Raw genomic sequence first — 24,522 nt, 5'->3', positions numbered from 1 at the left:
ACTTGGGATGGATAAAATTTTCCAAAGGCTTTTTTTGGGATTCTTTGTCTATGGTTTATTTTATTCGTCAACGATAGCAAGCTTCACTGAAGACCGAGTGACTGAAAGTGTCTCTCTGAATCGTCGTGCGGTTGTGAGTCAAATTTCTTATACAATTGTTGATCATGTTCTGCCCCGCACATCGACCATCACAAATGTTGCTGGTCGCATAGGATTAAGCTTTTTAATTTCAGAACCGATCGCTCAAGTAAGTCGTCATGTACATCCCTTTGGTCGGATTCACCAAAGGTATGAAGCAACTTGGTGGGAGGTGACGAAAGGAGCCTTATGGTCGACAGCAACGGTTTTGGGTCTTCCGTATCTCTCAGAGACGATAGGTGACTTTGTGAGTATTGATCTTTCAAATAGTGTGTTTGCAACACTGTCATGTTTTGAAAGTGTGACGGGATATGAGATGCCAGCAAGAGAAGCGGCACGTTGGGCTTATTATTATTCTCCAGAAGTTGTGCAGTATGGTCTTTTGGCTCTTACGATTGGAGGGAGCTTGCTTTATGAATGGCGCAAAGCAAAAACACAACGTCCCTGGAAGCGGAAAAAGTTTTTTTAATCCTATAAAAAACCCCTCTTTAGAGGGGTTTTAGGTTATTTTAAATTAGTTCCTGGATTAAGTCCTAGGCTCATATTCAAAATTTTAGAAAATAGGTATGAATCTCTTAGTCGATTAGTTTTAGATCAGTTGCTGCTGTCTTACCATTCTCGTCTTTTAGAGTGTATTCAACTTTTTGACCTTCTTGTAATGTACGAAGACCTGCCTTTTCAACAGCAGAAATGTGTACAAACGCATCTTTTGATCCATCATCAGGTTGAATAAATCCAAAGCGCTTGGTTGGGTTGAACCATTTAACAGTACCGGTAGCCATTAGTAGAGTTCCTTAAAGAAAAAGTTTAACAAATTACAACGCCTTACAATAACACGAGTCAAAGCAAAGGGCTACAAAAAAGAAAGAAGAAGTTAAATCACTGAAAAATCCGATAAAATAAGACACCAAAGATTAAATTTGAACATTTGTCATAAAATCAACCTATGACGTTTAAGTATTCAATTCAAACTCTCTGGTGCCTGTCTTTAATCTTGAAAGCAGCACATTAAAATACTTCTTCACGTTTATCTTGCAGATGACTTGAATTTGAGGTCTTTGTAAGACCATCTTTTTCGCTAGCATCTGTCTCAGGCTCTTTGCTCCAATCAACCATAGGAAGAAGGCTGGTCAGAATTCCAAAGATACGTTCGCCGATCTCTTCCTTCTTCTTTTCCTCTTGAAGTTTTTTGGCGGCTTTTTCTTTACAGTCAGCAATTTCCATCTCACGGTTTTGCCAGATATAACGCGCAACCACAGGAATTTGCAAAAGGGACAAAGTTACATCAACGCCTTCTTTTGCTTTGGTTACTTCGTTTGTTAACATGAGGCTAAACTTAGCGGACCCTAAACCGTATATTTCACGCATGAAATCATAGAAAGTAAAGTCAAGGGATGTCGATGTATTATCGACCTGTTTTGCAAGATCAATAATACGATGTATACGATCACCAACAAACGAAGAGTAGTTTTTTTCACTCGCAGTTTCAGGAACCAATGAATTATAAAGCTCAAGTCTTTCCCGATCACTGCCTAGCGTTGAAGGATCAAAAGGTTCCCCCAGCTTTTCTCGGAAATCTGGCAAAAGGTCAAACTTTTCTCTACCAAGAGCTTTCTTAATGGCAGCATCACTGGAGATTTTATCAACTAAGGCTGTTGTACGCTCTTTAAAGCGTGCCAGAAGTTTTGAGCGAATATCCGTCGTTAAAGAGATCTGAAATTCAGTGATATCTTCCTTAATTGATTGTAACGCTGATATAGCTTTTTCCAACAACTCATCCGGCTTGAAACTCTCAACAAGATCTGCAAGACCCTTTGGCATAAGATTTGTCGCCATATCGATGACATCTTCATAAGCTAATGCCTCAACGAAACTCGCGTACAGAGATGTAGACATCTTTTGTTCGAGTTTATCGTAGTTAATCTCACTGTTTTCAGAATAAGCTTTTTTGAGTTCAACGACAGGATCTCGACCTTCCATGGTTTGCTTGATCGCAATATTAATCCAAGGGCGAATTTGTCGATTGAATTCATCCAAGTTGCTTATGTTGAATAATACGAGTTCGCCTGATGCATGAGCACGTGCATAGAACATACGCTTTACGTGGAAATAGAGTTGATCAATTTCTTCCTTCGTATAGGTCGTACCTTTGAACACAGAGCTATTGGGATCAAAGATGGACTTAGCAATGATTTTAAAACTATCAGCATATTTGCTTGCACCACTGACAGTGGAGCAATGTTTCAAAAGATCATCAAATCCTTTTTCGATAATTTTGCGATCAGTTTCCTCACGGAATTTAAGAGGATCAATGACCTTTCCTGTACGTGCTGCTTCGAAAAATTCAAGAACCATCTCATGGGCAATCTTTGCACAATATACGCTATTGGTTCCTAAATCACTTATGGCGCTTCTTGTAAGGCTTTCTACATTTTCTAAAGTATCGCGGATCGCATTCATAAAATGACCATAATTTGCGAATGTATCATCCATCTCAATCATGTCCATAAAGCCTTTTTCTAAGGCTTTGATGCTCATAGAATCCGCTCCATCAGGAAGATCTCTCAACAGATTTTCTTTGATTCGAGAAAGTGCTGCTAATCTTTCCTTTTCATCAACGATATGGACCAAGAGAATAGAATTTATGCGTTCACAAAGTGCATCTTTTCCACCCTTTGTAAATCCTTTGACAACCAAAGCTTTGATGTACCAGCTAATATCACGAGAATTCATATTTACAAGATCCAGATGCTCCCATACATTGCGGTAACTCCTTCTGGTCTCAAGCTGAATATCCTCAAGTTTGCTTTGATCAGTTTTGTTGAGCTCCTCAAAGTTGGCTGGCGATTCAGTCTTATAGACAGGACGGTTTTCCGCCACTGATATGCCTTTTACAACTGTCAAAAGATCTTTTTGGTAAAGCGCTTTAAAAGGCTCCATCAGCAAGGCAATTGATTGAAAGAACTCTTCTTTCCCCATTGCTGTTGATACTTTTTGAACGGAGGTCTTAACAATTTCTTCGAGCTCCTTTTTGTCTTTTACGGCTAGGGCTGTAAAAATTCCGCTTTTTAAGTCAGAGGCCAGAGCGTCTGCAACCATTTCTACGGACACTTTTTTATTAATCGCTTTTGCAGCCAGATAGAAATTCAAAATTTCTTCTAGAACAGCATTCGTTTTAATGGGCACACCTTTTGTTGCCAAAGTTAAAGTAATCTCTGTAATTGTATTTTGCATCGATTCTTCAGCTAGATATGTACTAATCTCCTCTTGCGTAAGAGCCAATAATTCTTGGGGAGACATATCATCAATTTTTTTGACAACCTGTACAGCCTTTGTGCTTTCAACTTTCTGAGTCGCAGTGCCTCTGCCAAAAGTCTTTTTCGGGGCTGATGTTGATGCCCTATTAGGAGGTGGCGGCACGTGTCCTCTCATCTGTGGAGGTAGAGGTATGTTTCCCGGAGGAGGGGGTATAGTGCCTTTCATCTGTGGAGGTGGAGGCATACTCCCCTCGAGATTGCCAGTTTCTTCAACGACAATTTCACTTGCGCGCTTGAGTCTTTCTTCTTCTTCGAGCTTTAATCTTTCTTCCTCAAGTCGCAATCTTTCAGCTTCGAGTCGAAGTCTTTCTTCTTCAAGTTTTTTTTGCTCTTTTTTGATTTTTTTATCAGCTTTTTCGAGTAATTTTTGTGCTTTTTGAGAATTGAGATTTTTCAAACGTTGCAAATGTCTTTGACGCAACGCCTCACTTTGTTTGAGATTCTCAAGGAAGTTTTCTTGCTCACCTTCTATTGAAACAGACTTGGTAAACTTTCCAATATCAGTAGTGAGAATTTTACGAATTGAGTCAATTTCTTGTTCTTGAGCTCTTTTTGTTTTACGTGCTAATTCTCTTTCACAGCGTTCACGATCTAACTTTGTTTGTAGAACCTTTGCTCTCTTTTCCCATAACAGAGCGCTCACAAAATTTAAATCAAGATCATCCATTTCTTGGCTGCTTAATTTAGAAGATCCAGAGCCACTATCTTTAGTGAATTCGATATCAATTTTGTGTTCAGATTTTCCCTTATTTTTCATGAGATAAATGAAAAGATCGGAAATTTCAAAATTAACTTCAGGCTTCATTTCCTTTGCATTTGCATAACGAACTGCAGTGACCAAATAACGTACGAGATCATTATCAACTTGCGCTTTTTTATCAGTGCCCACAGGAATGGTTGAGTTGTAAAGATTAATCAATTTTTCATCGTCATAACTTTCGAGCTCTTCTAATCGGTCAGAGAGGGAGATATCCTTACCCGTTAATTGTTGGATGATACCAATCGCTTCTTCGGGAATACTCAGAGCTTTTGCATCTTCTATGCTCTGATAGCGATCAAAAGCCTGAATTAAAATACGCTCCATACGATCTCGAACACCCATATCAACTTTCGTGAGGGATTCAACAATGTCATCACTGTCATTCGGACCTAAAATGTTATTGTGCAGCTCAAGTAAATCCTTATCAGAAAGCACTCTAAGGGTTTTTATTTTTTCCTCTAAGGAACCTCCTGCAACACTCAGGATTTCTTCAAAAGCTTTTTCTTTAAGGGTGATTTTCTCTTTTTTCAAAACTTTACCAAGCTTTGCATCGAGACCGGTGACAAAAGAGTTTACGCGCATAAAGTGCGCATCGGTTATGGCTTCACGCTTTTCTTCAAGATCACACCCATAACGTGTTTTGTTTTTATCCAATTTATTAACCAGACCCAAAATCAAACCACGCAGATTTGAGCTGTTTTGTAGTGCCAAGGCTTGAAAATAGCTTAAAGGTTTATCGAAAGTGGACAAGATATACGATTTAAGCAAAACTTGTGCTGCAAGTTTTTTATCCCCAGTTTTTTGGGCTTTTAAGGATTTTTTCTCTAACTCTTTTTCAGCATTAGAACGTAACGTAATCTGTGTTTTCCGTGCCATATCTTCAATGACGCCATTAAGATCTTCTTTGATAAGCGGCGTTGTTAATGGCAGCAATTCATAGGATTCAACATTTGCTGATACTTGTTTAACAGGTTTTGACGGAACATGGACACGCCTGACATCCTCAGGGTATAGCTGTTCAATAGCTAAATTTAGATAGAGAGAGGCTGTATAAAGAGTATGTTCAGGATCAAGGATTTTTTTACCTTTGCCATCAACAGTGCTTTCCAATTTAAAACTTGGATCTTGAATGCTTTTAGAAACTAAAAGACTTAAAGCAAAGTCTTTAATTTCTTCACGCTCTGACTCACTAAATTTATAACGAGCAATCAGATCTTCCGGAATTTCTGCATCCATATTTGTTGCAAGGCGAACCTTAGCAAAGGGTTGAATGAGAAAATAGTTACGAATTGTACTATCTGGACTTGTTGCAGAAAACCCTTGGGGCGCCTCTTGCTCCTCATCCTTTACCACAACATCTAAGCTGCGATTAATGAGAGCAGAGAAAGCTTTAATCGCATTCGCTTTTTTTGCTTTTTTAAGAGAACTTTCAGCTGATTCCGTCTCTTCTTGACCAAGACTTTGGAAAAATCGTGAACGCTCTGATAAGAAAATTTTGGTGGCCAAAGTTTTGTCACCTTCTAGGTCAACAGAGGCCCCTGAAGCAATGGGTTCAATTTGTTGAATCGCAGATCGCAGAGCGTTTAAATAAAACCCTAGATCACTGTCTTCGCCCCTTTTAAGGACAGTGTTGATCAGGTAAGTTTTCAGACCAGCTTTTTTGGACTCAAACAATGTTTTTAAACAAGATTCAAAAACGTGATTCTCGATTTCTTGAATTTTCTGCAGGAATGGAATGCTTTGGAAATCCAATGCCTGAAATTCGCCTTCCAAAAGTTCATGGGCTCTTTTTAAGAGTTGTTCTTGATGATTGTTATAATCTGGATGTACCTTGGCGACAGGAGCAATTCCCAGAAAATGGGGGTAATTGGTTAGAATTAAAGCAAAACGATCAATGAATACTTTTGGATCTTTATAAAGCTGTTCGTTAATAAGCTTTTGAGCCTTAGCACCGAAATGGGTTTTTAAGTTGATAACGAAATCATTGGCACTTTTACCAATAACTCTTGTCATAATCTCATCAACAATTGGATCAATGATATCAGAAGATTTTTTAGCTGATTGAAGTGTTAATCTTGTTGCTAATGCTTCTTTCAAGCTAGAGTCAGAAAACAAGCCATTTAGGCTGTGGAGTTTTTCAGCTAAGTCATCAATGAGAACATCTTTGTCAATAACGCCATGGTTTAAATAGCGGTTATGACCGTCATTAAGGCTTGCACTAATCCCTTCGATGAGACGAATGTTTTCGTTCATTTTAGACAGAGCTCTGAATGCTTCAGGTGATTTGTGGTCAGGAATATTCTCAAAGATATGCTTTATATAGCTATCAAGAGGATTTTCAACAGCTGCTTCTTTTTGTGCAGTAGCTTTTCTCTGACGCGCTTTTAATTGCTCAGCAAAGCTTAGTTGTGGCTCTTCCACTTTTGGTTTTGGGGCTTCTTCTTTCGGTAAAGGTATATACTGAAAGACTTCTTGATAGGGGAGCAATGCTTCTCTTAATTTTACTAAATATTCTTCTCGCTCAAATGCATTTGGATCTGGCAAATAGCTAATTTGTTGAACTGATTTCTCAATTCCCAAGAGAACTTCTTGAGCGTTGAGAGTATGAATATTGTCAACACCCTTAAAGCGATCAACTAGGTATTCACGAGCTGTTTTGCCGCCAAGGATGGTTGGGTAGCGAGAGACTGAATCAACTAAACTATCAATAAACAATTCTTTTTCGTTAAATTGATCCTTGGCTGATAAAGGAATGGCGTAAATCTTTTCTGCAATCTCATCCAATAAGATTTGCAGCTCAATCTCACTTTTAGATATGTCAGCTTTGATCCCGAGTGTTTTTACTTTATCTCTTAGGTATCTTTCAGGGTCTTTGTCAAAAAGAACACTATGATCGCGCAGTTTTTTAGCCAATGCAGGGATGAGGCCGGTCAGATCAGAATACTCTTTTAAATCAACCAAAAATTTTCTTTTGATGATTTCAAGTTGGCCTTCTTTAATTGCGTCAGCAGCTTCAGGAGTATTAAGGTCAAGGGATTTTAGCTTTTCAATAACTCTGTCTCCCAAAGTTTTTGATGGCGTTTTAGTCCCTCTGGAATTGAACGCATTTAATTCTGATTCAGCTGTATCAAGGCGCAGTTTTACAAGTGCTAGATATTGTGATTTCGCAAAATTTGTTACATCCGGAGCAGTGAATTTTTTTAATTCAGATTCGAGTTCTTGAATTAAGATAGTCGCAGCAGGTTTTGACAAATCAATGTCTTGGAATTTTGCTTGGACAAATTTAAAAACATTTGGCACGCCTAAGCTATGTTGAAATGGGGTAAGCTGAGCTGCGAGACGTTTAATAAATTCATTTTTAAAGTTATAAACCTTTGGCTCTAAGGGACGGAAAGATCCCAAGATTTTTTGAATTGAAGAAATTACTGTGGAAATTTTCTCAACATCTTTTTTCTTAATGCCAGCGAATTTCTCTGTGACAAATTTTAGAGGATCCTTCAGTCTTGGATTAACGGCTGCATAGGGCGTAATTGATTGAGCAACAGCTTTTATATATTGTTCGATCGTATTGAAATCTTGAGGCTTTGGAAGCTCAAAATTAGCTCCCTTAATGATATTGGAGATAGCTTTATATGCTTCGGATGCGTCTTGAGACTTCAGGTCTTCGATGCCCTCGAAATATTCTTGAGGTGTTTTATCGACGAAAAAGGCAGCATAAGGTCTTAACGAGGTATCTATGATCTCAAGGTATATGTCTCGAGGACTTGTCGATTCTGGTGTTAACAATGTAAGTGTAGAACCTTTAACAATCTCTTTTACTTCATCAAGAACAAGATTAACGCTTGGATCTTTCAAATCTTTGAGAGTTTCCAATTTTCCAGTGACATATCCTTTGACTCCGCCGAGTTCAGCAAAAGAAGATTCATAGGGAGTTAAGACTTTTATGAGATAGGCTTTGAATTCAGCAACATCATCAAAATTGGTTTCAAATTGTGCTGGATTTGGAATTGAAGATCCTTTGACCGTAGCAATGGCTTCATTGACAACATCAGTAAGTGTTGAATCTTCTAAGGTATCGGTCTCCTTGAGTTTCTTGCGAAAATAAAGAGCTGTTTTGCCCTGAAAGAGGCCAGCATAAGGTTCAAATTCCTTGGATAGTTTTTTGTCAATCAATGTTGAAATGACATCAAATTTCTCTGGATCGCTCGTAACATGTTTTGATTTATCTACGAACATAGTGTTCAATCCCGCAACTAAGGGCTCAATGATTGCTTGGATAGGGGTCTCTGGTCTTAAGGCCTTTAGTCGTTGAACAACATTGGTAATTGAGTCAATCAGAGGGGAATTTTTAGGTAAAATAATACCACTATTTTCAAGGAATTTTTTGACTGAGCTTTCAATTTTTGGACGTGTCTCATCCTTATTGGGAGGGGGGGTATTTCTGCCTACTTTTGCTCTTGCAAACAGGTCCACAACATTATTAACTGCTGCAGGTTGATCAGCGTCGACAGGACGTACATTCATGGGACGTCCATGGAGACGTAATCTTTCGATTACGGGTTGATCAACACCTGCTTGCGCTTCTATTAATTCACGCTTTTTAAGAAGTGGTTTTGGGTCTCCCCCCAACAATTCTTCCAATAGGATCTCACTATCTAAGTCTTGGAGTATCCTGTTGTAGGTTTCTTTAGAATAGTACCAATGACCATTGCTATAGTAACCACCTGTGAATTCATCATAATAATAGTCAATATGTGTTGCTTTTTCATTGGTGCTTACATTTTGATCGTGTGATTGTAGATCAATCATGGCACTATTGTTTCGGGATAATTCAGATGTTATTTGATTATCTGAGTCTAGATAATTATTATTTGAGCTCGTAGACCCTTCTTGAGATAGGGTTTTGAGAGATAAAGATTCTGCGTTTTCGCTGTGAGACTCTAGAACTCTATATTTTGAATTCTCTGCTTCAGATGATGTAACATATTCTTGGGATCTTGTTGATTGACGATCAAAAGAATGAGTTGGAATTTGGTTTCCAAAAGAATCAACTAAGGGGCGTGCTGAACGGCCATTCAAAGTAGGTTCACCAGAGAAATTATAGCGATGAACTTTTCTTTCCTTTTCTTGCGCGCGGGCAATCATCAATTCTTTTAAAACTAAAAGAACAAGCTTCTTTTTAGTTTCTTCAGTGATCTTATGTAAATCGATGATTGTTAAAGGTTTGTGAGTTTGCTTTAAAAGAATAGAGGCAGGAATAATGGACTTGGCTGAAGTTGATGTGGCCTCTAAGCCAGCAGAACTTATGATGCTAATCAAGGAAGTTGTGAAGAAAAGAAATTTTTTGGACATGGGATATACTGCCTACAACAATGAATAAAAAAAAATCACTGTTGGACATATGGTAATCCACAACATTTATTACAAGTGTGCAGATTACTGCATCACTATCGATGGATTTTGGCTTTGGTTAAGCTGCTTGAGCTGTTCTTTGATAACGCCAAATTGTCGCTGGAGGAATATTCTTAAATGTAATTCCCAGCTTTTTGCTGTCTAAGCCAAATCGGTTAGCAGGTAAGGGGGAAGTATGGCGATAGGAATATTGTACAATTTCTCCGTCTGCAGACATAACTTTAAAAGCGGCGTCAATAATTGCTTTTTGAAGTTTAAAAGGCATTGTTGAGACAGGCATACCGGAAATAATCGTAGAAACTTTGCCAACACAGTGAGGCGGCAGAAGTTTTTCCAAATCAATAGCATTGCCGTGAATGACATTAGCATTAGGCAAAGCTAATTTTAGAAAGCTATAAAGTTCAGGGTCCAATTCTAGAATATACAATCTATCTAAAGGAATGCCGTGTTGAATCAATTTACGCGTGAGACTTCCGGTGCCAGCACCCAGCTCTACAACAACCTGATCATCTTTTAATTTTACTTGATTGGCGATCTTTTCAGCGAGAGCGCTTGACGAAGGCGCAATAGCTCCGAGACGCAGGGGATGCTTTATCCAACGCTTGAGGAAAAGCCAAGCTTCTTTAGATGATTCTTTTGTTGAAAGACTAGAGGCTGTCATTAACATGTCCTTTATTCAATAAGGATTATCGCCAAATCGTCATCACCATGACCTGAGTTTCGAAAATGATCAAGGATTTTTTTGAAATAGAGTGAAAACTAAGGATTTATTTTTTAAGAATAATTTTAGAGAGTTAGATCTGAGGGTCAAGGTGACCCTCAGCAAATTTGTTTTATAAGCTGTAGTAGAGTGAAAATTCTTTCGGGTGAGGAACTTCTGTGACCGCCAGCACTTCTTCATTTTTAAGAGCAATATAGGCTTCTATCTGCTCATCAGTGAAAACATCCCCACGTTTTAAGAACTCACGATCTTGATCCAAAGCCATCAGGGCTTCTTTTAAAGAACCAGACATAATGATATCGGGCGTTAGTTCATGGGGTTTAAACTCGTAAAGATTCTTATCCATGGCTTCTCCGGGGTGAATTTTATTTAAAATCCCATCAATGCCCGCCATAAGCATAGCTGAAAGAGCAAGGTATGGGTTGGAAGATGGATCTGGAAAGCGAATTTCAATACGTCTTGCTTTTGGATTAAGAATGTGGGGAATACGAACAGCTGCTGAACGATTGCGAGCGGAGTATGCCAGGTAGACTGGCGCTTCATATCCAGGAACCAAACGTTTGTAACTATTGGTTGTTGGATTCGTAAAAGCGTTTAGGGCGCGTGCATGTTTAAGAATTCCACCAATGTAATAGAGTGCAGATTCTGAAAGATTGGCATACTTGTCGCCTGGGAATATGGGGGCGTCATTAAGCCATAAAGATTGGTGGACATGCATGCCTGAACCATTATCGCCAAAAATAGGTTTTGGCATAAAAGTAGCGGTTTTACCGTTCTCAACGGCTACGTTATGAACAACGTATTTAAAAATTTGCAGATTATCAGCTGTGCGCGTTAGGGAGTCGTATGAAAATCCAATCTCATGTTGTCCCGCAGCCACTTCATGGTGATGTTTTTCACCAGCGACACCCATATCGGCGAGTGTGGAAAGCATCTTTGCCCTTAAGTTGTGTTCAGAATCGATAGGAGGCACTGGGAAATATCCGCCTTTAGGAAGAGGACGATGACTTAAGGTTGGCTGATCTATGCCTTTAAAGGTCTGGTTATTTGTATAGGATCCTTCTGCTGAGTGGATGCGATAAAAAGCATTTTGAGCGTTACAATCAAATTCGACTTTATCAAAGATAAAAAATTCAGGTTCAGGCCCGAAATAGGCTTTATCAGCCACTTTGCTTTGTCTTAAAAATTGTTCGGCCCGGAGAGCAATAGAGCGTGGATCACGGGTATAGGGTGTCTCATCCTTCGGATCGTGAATATTGCAAAAGACAATAAGCGTTGGCGATTCACTAAAGGGATCGTTTACCACATGAGAAATATCAGGTTTTAAGGTCATATCGGAATCGTCAATTTCTTTCCAACCCTTAATAGAAGAACCGTCAAAAGTAATGCCGTTGGCGATCATATCAGCATCAATGGAGGTCGTTTTCACACTCATATGGTGCCAAAGACCTCTTGAATCGGTGAAACGAAAATCAAGGTATTGAATACCTTGGTTGGTAATGCGATCAAAAAGTGCGTTTATATCTTGTTCTGAATTAGACTGTAATTCCTTGATTTTACTCGAAGCTGCAACCATTCATTCCCCCTAAATTTTGATATGCATTACAAGCATATTAGCTTGTTTTAGGGGAATTAAAAGAGGTTAATCAAAGCCTTAAATAAAAAAGGGGTCCAAAAGGACCCCTTTAAAATTATACTCTTTCTAAAATTAGAAAGCGTAACGTAGACCAGCCATGACGCTGTGTGAGTTCAGGTTGCCAGCAAGTGTGCCAACGCCCAAACCAGCAGGAGTTGTAACGTTACTTGTCTTGATTTTACCCAAGTTCATATAGCGCCAGTAAAGATCACCGGTTAGGTTCTGGGTGAAACGATATCCTGTACCAGCAGTTAACTGCCAAGCAAGCTTGGTTTCAGTGCGGCCAGAAATGTTAAAGTTTTGCAAAGCGTTGTTAACTGTCGCATTTGTAAAGTTAATGCCGTTCACTTTATTGCCAGAAATACCAGCACCAAAGCCTACGTATGGTACGAAACGATACCATTCGATCAAGTCGAAATAGAGGTTTGCCATACCGATGAAGCTTTGTACTTTGGATTCAACGCCAACTTTTTGTGCAACTTGTGCGCCAGCTGCATTGTTCTCAGTTACGAAACCATCGCTCAATTTACGATATTGATAGCCAAACATTAATTCAGAGCGTACAACAATCGTGCGGTTAATGCTGCCCATCAAATGACGACCCAGCGCTAATTCACCATGGAATCCACCCTTCAATTTTACGCGATTGAAACGGATACCTGGAGTTGTGCCTGAAGCAGAAAGTGTTGTGTTGTCTGGAAATACGTAACCAGCGCCTGCGCGCACATACCATTTACCGGGTTCTACGGCTTGTGCAACATCGCTTCCTAAGAGAGCACCAGCAGCACAGAAAAGCCCTAAAGCATATTTCAATTTCATTCCTAAATTTCCCCTTTGTTCATTTTTCATATTTACTTTTATTTTTAATATGATTCTCAGAAAATCCCATTAAAAACAAACAATAAATTTTCTAAAACACTATATAAGCTTGTTCAAAATACTCCCCTTTTGGGCGTAATCAAACCTTTGATGCATAAAAAGAGGGGGAATCTTTAAGAATGTTGAAAAAGAGCAACAGTCAAAAAGGGAGCTTCATGATTAGGAACGAAAAGATCCCCAGAATTTTTTGAGTTTTTCGGAAAATTTTTCAGTTTCGGGACTATGATGGTTATCTTCTAGGAGCTCTGAAAATTTGTATAAGGCTTCTTTTTGTTTTTTATTGAGACCAACTGGCATTTCCACAAAGACATGGATAAACATATCTCCACGGCTGCCTCGTCTCAGGATCGACATCCCTTTGCCTTTTAGGCGAAATTGAGCACCAGATTGCGTGCCTTCAGGGATAGTGACTCTAGCACGGCCTCCTTCTATCGTAGGAACTTCGATAGATCCACCAAGTGTGGCTGTAGTCATGGGAATCGGAAAACGACAATGAAGATCATCACTGTCCCGTTCGAAAAATGTATGGGAACTAATTTCGATATAAGCGTAAAGATCGCCATCTGGCCCACCACGCAGCCCTGCTTCGCCTTCGCCGGCCAACCGAATGCGGGTGTTATCTTCAACACCTGCTGGAACGGAAATGGTTAAAGATTTGTCGTCAAGGCGTCTGCCTGTCCCAGAACAACTTGTACAAGATTTTTCAATTTTCTTTCCGGTGCCGCCGCAGGTGGTACACGTGCGCTCAATGGTAAAGAACCCTTGCTGCATGCGCACAGTTCCATGACCATGACAGGAATTACAGGTAATAATTTTCGAGCCTTTTTCAGCACCGCTGCCTGTGCACGAACTGCATTTTACGTAAGTTGAAATTTTTATTTTGCTTTGTGTGCCGTGAAAGGCGTCCTCTAAGGTAATTTTAAGACGATACTTTAAGTCAGATCCTCGCTGACTCATGCTGGCTTCAGCTCGAGTGCCACCGGCTCCACGACGCATGCCTCCCATGAAATCACCGAAAACTTCTTCAAAAATGTCACTAAACGGACTGCCAGCGCCCCCAAATCCTCCAGCTCCAGCACCACCACCAGGCCGAAATCCTGCTTGACCATCGAAAGCTCCATGACCATAGCGGTCATAAGCGGCACGTTTTTGGTCGTCCTTTAAAACCTCATAGGCTTCGTTCAGTTCCTTGAACTTGTGTTCAGCTGTCTTATCATCCTTATTACGGTCAGGATGGTATTTCATAGCTAATTTGCGATAGGCTTTTTTTAATTCATCGGCTGAAGCGCCTTTATTAACGCCCAGGATACTATAGTAATCTTGTTTAGCCATGGTGTGAGGAACCTATCCTTATTAACATTCAGAAATGAGAGAAGGAGCCCTTAGGCCCCTTTCTTCTTGTCGTCTTTGACGTCCTCATATTCAGCATCCAAAATTTCACCTTCAACGGTCTTTTCAGATGAAGATTCACCACTTGGTCCCTCTGAGCCACTCCCAGGAGCAGCGCCGCCTGCAGCGTCATGAGTCTGAGTAGCTTTATAAACAGCCTCTCCGAGCTTCATGGCTGATTGGGTGAGAGCTTGCATTTTACCTTGCACTTCACCCACATCTTTTGCTTCAAGAGCGTCCTTTAACGCTTTAATATCCGATTCAATCGTAGATTTTTCAGCGTCGGAAATCTTATCTCCGTAGTCTTTGAGATTTTTTTCCGTGGCATGAATCAAGCTTTCTGCATGGTTTGAAGCTTCAACGAATTCGCGCTTCTTTTTATCTTCATCTGCATGGGCTTCTGCATCTTTAACCATTTTCTGGATTTCTTCATCCTTAAGTCCACCGGATGCTTGGATCCTAATCTGCTGCTCTTTATTGGTTGCCTTATCTTTAGCGGAGACGTTAACGATACCATTCGCATCGATATCAAACGTAACTTCAACCTGAGGCATGCCACGCGGAGCAGAAGGAATACCAACTAAATCAAACTGACCTAACAGTTTATTGTCAGCGGCCATTTCGCGCTCACCTTGAAAGACGCGAATAGTCACGGCAGTTTGATTATCTTCAGCTGTTGAGAATACTTGGCTCTTCTTTGTTGGAATCGTTGTATTGCGCTCAATCAATCGGGTGAACACGCCACCCAATGTCTCAATCCCTAAGGAAAGAGGCGTGACGTCAAGCAATAGAACGTCTTTCACATCACCGCGCAAAACACCCCCTTGAATAGCTGCGCCCATGGCGACAACTTCATCGGGGTTTACGCCACGATGGGGATCCCGTCCAAAGAAGTTTTTCACAGTCTCTATGATTTTGGGCATACGGGTTTGACCACCGACCAGAATAACTTCGTCGATTTGTCCGGCTGTAACGCCAGCATCTTTAAGAGCATTTTTACAAGGAGCAATTGTCCGCTCAACAAGATCAGCAACAATGGCTTCAAGTTTTGCGCGCGTAAGAGCAATTGTTAGGTGCTTAGGTCCAGAAGCGTCAGCCGTGATAAAGGGCAAATTGACCTCAGTCTGCTGAGCCGTAGACAATTCAATTTTCGCTTTTTCAGCGGCTTCTTTTAATCTTTGCAATGCAAGACGATCTTGTCGTAAGTCAATGCCTTGTTCTTTTTTAAATTCATCGGCGAGATAATCAATAATTTTTTGGTCAAAGTCTTCACCGCCTAAGAATGTATCACCATTTGTGGATTTTACTTCAAAAACACCATCGCCAATCTCAAGAATAGAGATATCAAAAGTACCTCCCCCAAGATCGTATACGGCAACAGTTCCTGTTTTCTTTTTATCTAAACCATAAGATAACGCTGCAGCTGTGGGTTCGTTAATAATACGCAGCACTTCAAGACCAGCTATTTTACCCGCATCCTTCGTTGCTTGACGTTGGGCATCATTGAAATAAGCTGGTACCGTAATAACAGCTTGAGAAACTTTCTCACCTAAAAAGCTTTCAGCTGTCTCTTTCATTTTCTGTAAAATAAAGGCGCTTACTTGACTTGGGCTATATTTTTTACCTTGAGCTTCAACCCAAGCATCGCCATTGTTAGCGTCAATGATGTGATAAGGAACGAGATTCTTATCTTTTTGCGTCATGGGATCGTCGAAACGTCTCCCAATAAGACGCTTGATAGCAAAAAGTGTGTTTTCAGGGTTCGTGACAGCTTGACGTTTTGCTGTTTGCCCCACCAAACGCTCTCCATCTTTCGTAAAAGCTACGATGGAAGGGGTGGTTCTAAAACCCTCAGAGTTTTCAATTACACGAACATTGCTTCCTTCCATGACAGCAACGCACGAGTTGGTCGTACCTAAGTCAATACCGATTACTTTAGTCATTTTATCCTCATATGTTAGCAAGCTTACACAGCCTCAAGTGAGCACTGTTTAAACCCCCATGATTTACAAAGGAGACAGAACATCTCCACTTCTTAATATAATCCTATGGGCACAACACTGCAAGAAAATTTTACCTGAGAGGCTGAAGTCTGAAGGAGAGGTTCTTATTTTAAGAACCTGTTTTACAAGGAATTTTTAGCAACTCTGAGGGTTATGTTCTTGAAACTTGTGCAGATTTTCCCTCTAGGGCATTAAAGAAATCTGTGAGAGTTGCATTAAGTACGTCAGGGTGTTCTAACCATGGAAAGTGACCTGCCTTTTGAAGAGTCACTATTTTTATATTAGCTCTCTTAAACCGGGCATCTTCTTCAAAAACGCCTAAAGGCGTAATGAAGTCGTCGGATCCACCAATAATTAAAGTAGGTGTTTTGTCGGGCACCCATGTTATTTTGGAATAAATTTGTGCGCCTTCCTTATACCACCAATGCTCTGTTGGGATACAATACGTGAGCTTTTTTACAATTTTCTCTATTCCTTGCACACGATTCTCATGGGAAAAGAAATAAGGAACTTCGCTCATATAAAGAGCGTTAATTGTTTCCAGAGTTGGCTCTTCAATGAACGAAGATTGAGCATCCGACAAGGGCGGTAAATTGTTCTCTCGCGCACATTTAGCAAATAAGTCAGAATGCAAAGTAGGTATTGAGTTTAGAATCACAAACCCTTTTAATGAGTCTTCTAATTGAGGGCAAAATAAAGGTAAGTACCCGCCAAAAGAGTGCCCTATTAAAATAGGGTTTTCAAATTTCTGCACGGCATCAATTAAAAAGTCCCCCCACTTCTTATAAATAGCATTGGAAGGAATGTCATAAGGCTCGTTCGTGCCATTAAAAATCAAATCAATGAGCCAATAATTACCAGGGACATTCATGGTGTCAATCAAACTAAGAAAACAATTTGAATCAACACCAGGGCCTCCAGGCAAGAATAGCCAATTAAACACAGACTTTCCTGGTACTGATTTTACGAGTTGAAAGCGTGTATGGTTTTCATCATATAAACTTTTTAAAAGTGTCATTTTCTGTGTGAAACCTTCTTGTGAAGTGTTGTAGTGAAGACAAAACCGTACAATAAATCAAGTGACTCAGCTCTTGAAGAGTTTAAGTCACTGGCAGAGATTAATTTATTCAGAGTCGTCGCTGTTTTCTTCATGACTGTCGCTCTCTGACTCAATTCCTAAGTCGCCCATGGAACGCATGATTTCAGCATCAACCCAGCCATTTGATTCAGCAAAGTCTTCATACTCTTACGGAAATCTACACGAATAGTTGCGTAGCTTCTTTGTTCATCATAATCGGCAAATTCATCCACCTCGATTGATTTTTTTACAAAAAGACTGTGAGATGGGGATGCCCCAAAAGAAATAAGTATACTGCATAGCAATAATGCTTTTAACGACTTTGACATAATAACCTCCATGTTTTCATTGAACTTTTAGAATCGAGCGCGCTCATTATGTGTTCGTAAATCAATTTCTTTGGCAAAAACTTTTCAACAATTCGAAAAATGGGAAAACGTTTTTTAGAAAATACTTAATCCAGGTTTATCGGTTTGTTTATCAGTGGCTTCTGGTCTGAAAATACTTGTTTCTTGACGAATTTCGCCGATATTTTTAAAGACCAATCGGAAGAGTAATGTTGTGCCAGGCTTGATATCACGATCACGATAAAAGGTTTTGGTTAAAGTTGTTGAGAAAACAAAACATTCATCACCATAGTTTAAGCCAATGCCTTGGGATAATTGACCGCTTCCTGTTCCAAGACCGCGTGTTGTCGTGATAGAGCCACTCCAATTTTCGTGAAATTGCGAATTCAATGCAAAAGATACTTGTTCGGCTTTCCGACTGTCAGGGTCATCAGCAAGACTTGGAAGAAGAGCATAAATACTTTCAAGATTTAATATGGGTTGACCAAAACGCCCATAAAGCTCATGACGACGCGCACGTAAAAACTTTCGATCTAAGAGCAAACGAGATTTGAGCGTGAACCAAGTTTTATAATTAAATTTTAAGCTGCCCACATAATCAGAGAGTCTTTTGTCGAGACCTGTTTGAGACAAATAAGGACGTGGCGATTGAAAGGCATAACTTTGTCCTAAAAACAGATTTGTATTGCCATAAGTACTGGAAAGACTCGACAGATTAAAGCCATAATTAACCCTCGATCCTCCATCCAAGCGATCAAGTCCTCCAAATCTGCTTTCGCTAAACAGATTATAAGTATTAAACTCAAGCAAGTGACTATCTTCATTAGGGATTTGAGCTGGCTGCCCGGGATTTGTGGCCATGACAAAGCCAGCTATAGGCTCAACGATGATATTAGTCATAGAAGAAGGTCGTACCCATGGATAGCGCCATGTTCCATATAACTGAGGAAAAAGCCGACCTTTCGTTGAGTCTAAGGTGGTGATATTTTGAGGGGAGTTTCGTAATTGAGTTGAGTGATAAAAATCTCCACGCACCTTTGCTCCCACACTATAAACATCCCCTAATGGAGACATAAATGGGACTGACACCCCGCCAATCGTTACAAGGCGTTGCATTTCATCACCCTTTGGACGCGCCAAATTTAAAATACTGCTATCCCAACTCCATTGTTCTTTGAAGCGACCAGGGTGACTGAGATAGTTATAGCTTACCATTGGTAAAACCATGGGAGTTCTCTTTCCCACATCATTTGCCCGTAACCCTTGGAAACTATAGCTCTCAACGAGAGCATAATTTCGACCATAGAAGCCCTCTAAGAAACCTTTAGACACAAGACTGGTGCGAGAAGAAAGATTAAGAAAATTAAAACGTCTAAGATACGTATCATCCGTTGTGCGTTCTAGGTTAAACCCCGCGCGCCAACGAGAATTCAGGTCAAATTTTCCACTGGAAAGCACATGCCCACGAAATCTGTCCTTATGTTGCATATTAGAAGGATCGATGCGCTCAACACGGTCTCCTTTTGTAATGCTGCCCGCCACTGTGAATTCACCTCTTCGAAAGCGATGACGGTATTCAGCGCTTAAAAGAAGAGGAAATTGATTTTTCGCAACATAAGCAGGCGTGACAGTTAAATCAGTTTGATCATCGACAACCCAATAATAAGGCAGGGCAATCACCGTACCTAAGTTACTGGACGCCCCAATGGTGGGAGCTAGAAATCCGCTTCGTCTTTTGACTGTGGGATCTGCGTGCTTGAAATAAGGCACATACGCAACTGGGACTCCCAACATTTCCATGAGCGCGTTATGATAGATAATATTATGATTTTCCTCATCCCAATGAACAGCTTCAGCTTTAATTTGCCAGAGAGGGGGTTTAGTGGGGTCCTTTTTACAGAGAGCGCAGGGAGAATACACACCCTTTTTAATAATAGATTCAATGCCTTTTTTACGTTCTCCACTTTCACCCGCAAGTCGACCATTGTCTGTCATTAAAATACGGATGTGCGTTATGAAACCTTGCTTTAAATCACCTGTGAGTTCGGCATAATCGAGAAAGGTAATATTACCCTTGGGTTCTGTTAAACGTATATGACCTGAGGCTGTTATTCTATCGAGCGTTTGATTATAGGTCACTGTATCTGCAAAGAGTCTGGTGCCTTGATGATAGATTTCCACATTGCCGCGCGCAATAATGAGCCCAAAGTCTCGCTCATAGACGAGTTCATCAGCGAGAAGTAAAGAAGGTTTCTCATCTGTTGTTGTAGGTTCTTCACCGTAACTTGCGCAAAAGGGCAACAAGAGGGCAGCAAAAATAACAAACCAATATTTTATCATACCCTCTTATCCATCTTCGAGATGAAGAAGTAAAGAGACTCCTAAAAGGGCGCTCACGCCGGTTGGTATCCAAGCAGCAAGGATGATAGGAATCGTTGAAGATGTTCCTAAAGCATGGGCAACATCTCGGAAAAAATAAAGCAGAAAAGCAACGACAACACCTAAAGAAAGCATACCTGTAAATCCGCCTTGTCTAAAAGGACGCATGGTGCAACTTGCCGCTAAAATAACCATGACGCCAAGCCATGCCCAACGAGCCAAAAGAGTGTGCCAATGAAGGGCATATTTGAGCGGAGAAAGACCTGAATTTTCGAGTAATTTAACGTAGCCCAGCAAGTGCCAAAAAGAAATACTAGCTGGATCAGCGCCATTGTCTTGTAAGGATCTGAAATTCAATGTGGTGGGCATGGATAAGTTTTCTTGAAGGGCGGGGACTTGGTCTGGAAGAGAGATCCATACCTTATGAAGGGTGATGAGATTTTTACTAAATTGACCTTCCTGTGCATCAATGCGTCTGACAAACCGATCTTGATCATCGGACTGGAAAATAACAATCTGTGATAAATTTTTTGTCTTTTGATCAATACGGTTTACGTGAAAAACATTTTGTTGACCCAGTTGTACTTCTCGAATCCAAATGCCAGATTCAGAAATCGAAAGACTATCCGTATGATTATTAAGATAGTAATTATCTAAATGTTCGTAATGCAGCATCATTTTAGAGGCAACAGGATTTATAAAAATTAAATCAAAAGCTCCTAAGGAGAGAGCGGTCAAGGTAATGGGAGATAGAATTTGCCAGACAGAAATTCCAGAAGCTTTGGCTACTTCAAGCTCCCTATATTTGTTTAACTGCCAAAAACATAGAATGCCAGCAAACAAGGCTATGAACGGTGATATTACTTCGATAAGATTAGGCATCTTCAAAAAAGACATTTTTAAGACAAGACCAAATGAAATGTCGGGCTTACAAGAAGCTTTACGCAACAGTTCCGAGCAGTCAAAAAGCATAATCATGGCAGTTGTAATTAATAAAACCACCCAAAATGATTTTAGATAGTTCTTGATCAAATAGCGTGAAAAGAGAGTAGAAAGTCGCACTTACACAAGCCTCTTATCTAAAAACTGCCAATGTCGGTCAAATCCATAAAAAGCTAAGCCCCCTATTCCAAGAACAATACTATAGGCTAAGGGGATTGTGACAAAAGCATAATCAACAATATTTAATAAGCTCAAACACAGAATCTCCAAGACCGTGCAAAGTGAAAAGATGATCAGCAACCTTTTCGATCGGGTGCGTCGTTGGTAGTCTCCTCTGAGAAATAAATTGAGCGCCAGTAAAATAAAGCTAACGATACTGAGAGGAAGAAGAATGCGCTGATGCCCTTCTGCGAGTAATCTCTTTTCAAAACTGGGATTGATTTGCTCATCGGGAGGATCGAAAAGATCCCCTAAAAAGCGTTCATAAGGTTTTAATTGTCGTTTGTCTTGATCTTCTTGTTGGGTGGACAGATCGAGTCGATATTCTTCAAACCAAAGAATACGCGGCTTTCCTGATTGAGAGTCAAATTCTTGTCGATTACCATTAAGCATCACGATTTGAGCACCATTAGGTGTTTCAAGAAGAACGCCTTCTTCCGCAGCAAGGGTAACTTGATTATGTGGATTGCGCGCATCATGAAGGAGGATTCCTCTCAGCTCTCCTGATTTTTGACGACTTCGAACATAAAGTGTGAAATGTTTAAAGTTATTAAACTCTCCAGCTCTAATCATATGAACGCCAACACGATTGCGAATATCATATTCTAGATTTTTAAATCTCTGAAAAGATAAAGGCAAAAAATACAAATTAATCAAATACATGATGACCATGACCACAAGAGCGAGAAAGACAGCGGGTTTTGCGAGCATAAGATTGCTGAAGCCAGTGGCTCTAAAAATAATAAGCTCAGAGTCATTATTAAGGCGGTTGTAGACAAAAAGTACGGCCAGTAAGGCCCCGATGGGCAAAAGAATACCCAAAAGATCAGGCAATAGGTAAAGGATTAATTTAAAAAAGATTTGTAACGTGAACCCACGACTAATCACAACGTCAATAAAGCGTAAGGATTGTGTAAGCCACACCAATAAGGTTAATATGATTGTAATAAAACCTGTGGTGAGCAGAAGCTGTTTTAGAATATATCGGTTAGCAATTGTCATAATATTACGAGTTGTTTCACAAAAAACCCTTGCATTCAATCCATAATTGAATGTATGCCATAATTTATTACATCTTAAAGAGATATAGTGTTAACTAAGTATCATACGACCCCATAATTAAGATGATTTTGGATTTTTACTCATGAAATTGATCAACACCTTTTTTATCCTTCTCGCAGGATTTCTTTTATCTACCAACGTTAGCGCTCAAGATACAATTCGTATGGCGGCCGTTGTGAACAAGAAGATGATTTCAGAAGCTGATCTGGAATCTCGATTAAAATTAGCAGTCTTGTCATCGGGAATGGAGCTTACTCAAGAGATTCGTGATCAGCTCAAGTCTCAGATTCTTAAAACGATGATCGATGAAGAGTTAAAACTACAGGAAGCTGAGAAATTTGAGATTCAGATTCCAAAGGAAAATATCGATTTAGCTTTCACGAGTATTGAACGTAGTAACAATATGGAGCCAGGGTATCTTAAAGCCATTTTGGTTGAAAACGACATCCCTGTAGAGACCATGCAAAATCAAATCAAAGCTAACTTGTCATGGCAAGAGTATATTCGTGAACGTTTTCACTCAACAGTTCAAATTGGTGATTCCGAGATTGATAGAGGTCTTCAAGAGCAAGAACAATCCATAGCTGAACCCCAGGACCTTATTGGTGAGATTTTCTTGTCTGTTGAATCTCCAGATCAAGATGATCAGGTTAAAAATCAAGCGCGTGAACTTGTTACTAATATGAAACAAGGAGCGCGTTTTTCCATGTTAGCTCAGCAGTTTTCTAATGCAGCAAGCGCTGCACAAGGTGGCGATATTGGTTGGGTAAGACGTAGTATGCTTGAAGATTCTTTAAAGAATGCTCTGGAATCACTACATCCGGGTGAGATCACTGAGGAACCTGTGCGTGGTCAAAATGGTTATTATATTCTTATGTTAAGAGATCATCGTGAAGCGGGGGAAAGCCCTGGTAAGCAAACACTTATTTCCTTTAAGCAAGTGCTTTATCCTGTTTCTGAAATACACTCAGAACGAGATTTTCAGTCGGCAATGAATACGATGAAGTCTCTTAGTGGTTCTGCTCGTAGTTGTGGTTTGTACGGGAAAATCGCATCGGGGAACAAAAAATTGAAGTTACAAGAAATGAAAGAAATACCCTTTAATTCCTTAATGCCCCAACTAAAGGACATACTGTCAAAAGTAGAAGTCGAACAAGCAACTGACCCGATTCCTTCTGATATTGGTATTGTCAGCTTTATGGTTTGCGAAAAAAAGGAAATTGACCCTAAAAAATTGAGCCGGGATGATATGCGTGCCATGTTGGTTGATAAAAAATTGAATCTTTTATCGGAACGAGAGTTACGCAATTTGCGCCGTGCTTCTTTTATAGACATAAGGATTTAGTGAGCTAGTGATGGATTTAAGTTTTCTTCCCCCTTTACGGGAAGTCATTAAAATCCATGAACTCAATGCGAAGAAATCCTTAGGTCAAAATTTTATTTTAGATCTAAACGTTACACGCAAAATTGCAAAATCGGCTCCTAATTTGGATAAAGGAACGATAATTGAAATCGGTCCTGGTCCTGGGGGGCTGACGCGCGCTCTTTTAGAGTGTGGAGCGCAAAATATTATTGCCATTGAACAGGACCCGCGAGCGATTCAAGCGCTTCACGATCTAAAAACAGCATCTCAAGGTCATTTAAGGGTTATTGAGGGAGATGCATTGGCTGTTGATATCCACACACTTGGTGAAGCTCCCCGTCAAATTGTCGCTAATCTTCCTTATAACATTGCTACCCCTTTGCTTTTTGGATGGCTTAAGCACGCTCACAATTTTTGTGCGATGACACTTATGTTTCAAAAAGAAGTGGCAAAACGATTGGTGGCTAAGCCTAAAACAAAGGACTATGGCCGTCTTGCGGTAATCGTGCAATGGTTGACAGACCCTAAGATTCTTTTTGATTTACCTCCATCGGTTTTTGTTCCGGCCCCCAAAGTTACTTCGAGTGTTGTGCAACTTGTTCCTTTAAAGAAACCAAGATTTCCCTGTGATAGGGAGGCCCTCGAAGAAATAACGAAATTAGGATTTGGTCAGAGACGTAAAATGCTTCGGTCAAGCTTAAAGGCGGCTTTTGAAGATGTTGAAAAAGTTTTATTGGACCTCAATATCAATCCCCAGTGTCGTGCTGAAGAATTAACGTTAGAGGAATTCTGTCGCATCGCATCTTATTATAAAAAAAGCCCCGTTTATCGGGGCTTTTAAAGCTTCAAACGCTTAATTTTATCTGTAGGCTTACTA

General features: G+C 40.1%; 15 protein-coding genes. 3 read left to right on the top strand and 12 right to left on the bottom strand.

Annotated features, from left to right (window positions below):
• Nucleotides 1-7 precede the first annotated feature (7 nt).
• Nucleotides 8-607 (top strand): hypothetical protein, encoded by a 600-nt coding sequence (locus GQ61_RS04820; RefSeq protein ID WP_085784229.1) that lies wholly within the window; start codon nt 8-10, stop codon nt 605-607.
• A gap of 106 nt (nt 608-713) precedes the next feature.
• On the opposite strand, the gene GQ61_RS04815 is transcribed toward GQ61_RS04820, so the two are convergent.
• The 12 genes from GQ61_RS04815 to lptF all read right to left on the bottom strand — a co-directional run bounded on the left by GQ61_RS04815 (nt 714) and on the right by lptF (nt 22,222).
• Nucleotides 714-920, bottom strand: coding sequence for a cold-shock protein (locus GQ61_RS04815; RefSeq protein WP_085784228.1), 207 nt, complete (start codon nt 918-920; stop codon nt 714-716).
• A 226-nt stretch (nt 921-1,146) separates the two neighbouring features.
• Nucleotides 1,147-9,567 carry a hypothetical protein gene (locus tag GQ61_RS04810; protein ID WP_085784227.1) on the bottom strand — a complete coding sequence of 2,807 codons (8,421 nt, stop codon included), beginning with the start codon at nt 9,565-9,567 and terminating at the stop codon, nt 1,147-1,149.
• Nucleotides 9,568-9,685: 118 nt separating this feature from the next.
• Nucleotides 9,686-10,288, bottom strand: coding sequence for a class I SAM-dependent methyltransferase (locus GQ61_RS04805; RefSeq protein WP_085784226.1), 603 nt, complete (start codon nt 10,286-10,288; stop codon nt 9,686-9,688).
• Between the two features lie 172 nt (nt 10,289-10,460).
• Nucleotides 10,461-11,924 (bottom strand): type I glutamate--ammonia ligase, encoded by a 1,464-nt coding sequence (gene glnA / locus GQ61_RS04800; protein WP_085784225.1) that lies wholly within the window; start codon nt 11,922-11,924, stop codon nt 10,461-10,463.
• A 132-nt stretch (nt 11,925-12,056) separates the two neighbouring features.
• Nucleotides 12,057-12,803 carry an outer membrane protein gene (locus GQ61_RS04795; RefSeq protein WP_198157270.1) on the bottom strand — a complete coding sequence of 249 codons (747 nt, stop codon included), beginning with the start codon at nt 12,801-12,803 and terminating at the stop codon, nt 12,057-12,059.
• 219 nt (nt 12,804-13,022) lie between these two features.
• The gene (gene dnaJ, locus GQ61_RS04790) at nt 13,023-14,195 is read right to left on the bottom strand and encodes a molecular chaperone DnaJ (RefSeq protein WP_085784223.1); all 1,173 of its coding nucleotides are present in this window, start codon (nt 14,193-14,195) and stop codon (nt 13,023-13,025) included.
• Between the two features lie 50 nt (nt 14,196-14,245).
• Nucleotides 14,246-16,195: a molecular chaperone DnaK gene (dnaK, locus tag GQ61_RS04785; RefSeq protein ID WP_085784222.1), complete on the bottom strand. Its 1,950-nt coding sequence runs from the start codon at nt 16,193-16,195 to the stop codon at nt 14,246-14,248.
• 211 nt (nt 16,196-16,406) lie between these two features.
• On the bottom strand, nt 16,407-17,273 hold the full coding sequence (locus tag GQ61_RS04780) for an alpha/beta fold hydrolase (RefSeq protein ID WP_085784221.1): 867 nt from the start codon (nt 17,271-17,273) through the stop codon (nt 16,407-16,409).
• 158 nt (nt 17,274-17,431) lie between these two features.
• Complete coding sequence (locus GQ61_RS04775) at nt 17,432-17,662, bottom strand: hypothetical protein (RefSeq protein WP_085784220.1); 231 nt, start codon at nt 17,660-17,662, stop codon at nt 17,432-17,434.
• Between the two features lie 114 nt (nt 17,663-17,776).
• Nucleotides 17,777-20,020, bottom strand: coding sequence for an LPS-assembly protein LptD (locus tag GQ61_RS04770; RefSeq protein WP_085784219.1), 2,244 nt, complete (start codon nt 20,018-20,020; stop codon nt 17,777-17,779).
• Between the two features lie 6 nt (nt 20,021-20,026).
• Nucleotides 20,027-21,121 (bottom strand): LptF/LptG family permease, encoded by a 1,095-nt coding sequence (locus tag GQ61_RS04765; RefSeq protein ID WP_085784218.1) that lies wholly within the window; start codon nt 21,119-21,121, stop codon nt 20,027-20,029.
• Entirely contained in the window at nt 21,122-22,222 is a 1,101-nt protein-coding gene (gene lptF / locus GQ61_RS04760) for an LPS export ABC transporter permease LptF (protein WP_085784217.1), read from the bottom strand.
• A gap of 142 nt (nt 22,223-22,364) precedes the next feature.
• On the opposite strand from lptF, the gene GQ61_RS04755 reads away from it, so the two are divergent.
• Both GQ61_RS04755 and rsmA read left to right on the top strand, forming a co-directional pair.
• Nucleotides 22,365-23,627 (top strand): peptidylprolyl isomerase, encoded by a 1,263-nt coding sequence (locus GQ61_RS04755; RefSeq protein ID WP_085784216.1) that lies wholly within the window; start codon nt 22,365-22,367, stop codon nt 23,625-23,627.
• A 10-nt stretch (nt 23,628-23,637) separates the two neighbouring features.
• Nucleotides 23,638-24,486 carry a 16S rRNA (adenine(1518)-N(6)/adenine(1519)-N(6))-dimethyltransferase RsmA gene (rsmA, locus tag GQ61_RS04750; RefSeq protein ID WP_085784215.1) on the top strand — a complete coding sequence of 283 codons (849 nt, stop codon included), beginning with the start codon at nt 23,638-23,640 and terminating at the stop codon, nt 24,484-24,486.
• Nucleotides 24,487-24,522 lie beyond the last annotated feature (36 nt).

This window comes from Candidatus Nucleicultrix amoebiphila FS5 (genome assembly GCF_002117145.1).
In the GTDB taxonomy this organism is placed as follows: domain Bacteria; phylum Pseudomonadota; class Alphaproteobacteria; order Caedimonadales; family Nucleicultricaceae; genus Nucleicultrix; species Nucleicultrix amoebiphila.
The sequence above is the reverse complement of the archived record's forward strand: the minus strand, read 5'-3'. Positions and strand labels throughout refer to the sequence as shown.

Excerpts from the sequence above, each read along its gene's own strand:
- GQ61_RS04820 (WP_085784229.1), top strand. The coding sequence starts at position 8 with ATGGATAAAATTTTCCAAAGGCTTTTTTTGGGATTCTTTGTCTATGGT.
- GQ61_RS04815 (WP_085784228.1), bottom strand. The coding sequence starts at position 920 with ATGGCTACCGGTACTGTTAAATGGTTCAACCCAACCAAGCGCTTTGGA.
- GQ61_RS04810 (WP_085784227.1), bottom strand. The coding sequence starts at position 9,567 with ATGTCCAAAAAATTTCTTTTCTTCACAACTTCCTTGATTAGCATCATA.
- GQ61_RS04805 (WP_085784226.1), bottom strand. The coding sequence starts at position 10,288 with ATGACAGCCTCTAGTCTTTCAACAAAAGAATCATCTAAAGAAGCTTGG.
- glnA (WP_085784225.1), bottom strand. The coding sequence starts at position 11,924 with ATGGTTGCAGCTTCGAGTAAAATCAAGGAATTACAGTCTAATTCAGAA.
- GQ61_RS04795 (WP_198157270.1), bottom strand. The coding sequence starts at position 12,803 with ATGAAATTGAAATATGCTTTAGGGCTTTTCTGTGCTGCTGGTGCTCTC.
- dnaJ (WP_085784223.1), bottom strand. The coding sequence starts at position 14,195 with ATGGCTAAACAAGATTACTATAGTATCCTGGGCGTTAATAAAGGCGCT.
- dnaK (WP_085784222.1), bottom strand. The coding sequence starts at position 16,195 with ATGACTAAAGTAATCGGTATTGACTTAGGTACGACCAACTCGTGCGTT.
- GQ61_RS04780 (WP_085784221.1), bottom strand. The coding sequence starts at position 17,273 with ATGACACTTTTAAAAAGTTTATATGATGAAAACCATACACGCTTTCAA.
- GQ61_RS04775 (WP_085784220.1), bottom strand. The coding sequence starts at position 17,662 with ATGTCAAAGTCGTTAAAAGCATTATTGCTATGCAGTATACTTATTTCT.
- GQ61_RS04770 (WP_085784219.1), bottom strand. The coding sequence starts at position 20,020 with ATGATAAAATATTGGTTTGTTATTTTTGCTGCCCTCTTGTTGCCCTTT.
- lptF (WP_085784217.1), bottom strand. The coding sequence starts at position 22,222 with ATGACAATTGCTAACCGATATATTCTAAAACAGCTTCTGCTCACCACA.
- GQ61_RS04755 (WP_085784216.1), top strand. The coding sequence starts at position 22,365 with ATGAAATTGATCAACACCTTTTTTATCCTTCTCGCAGGATTTCTTTTA.
- rsmA (WP_085784215.1), top strand. The coding sequence starts at position 23,638 with ATGGATTTAAGTTTTCTTCCCCCTTTACGGGAAGTCATTAAAATCCAT.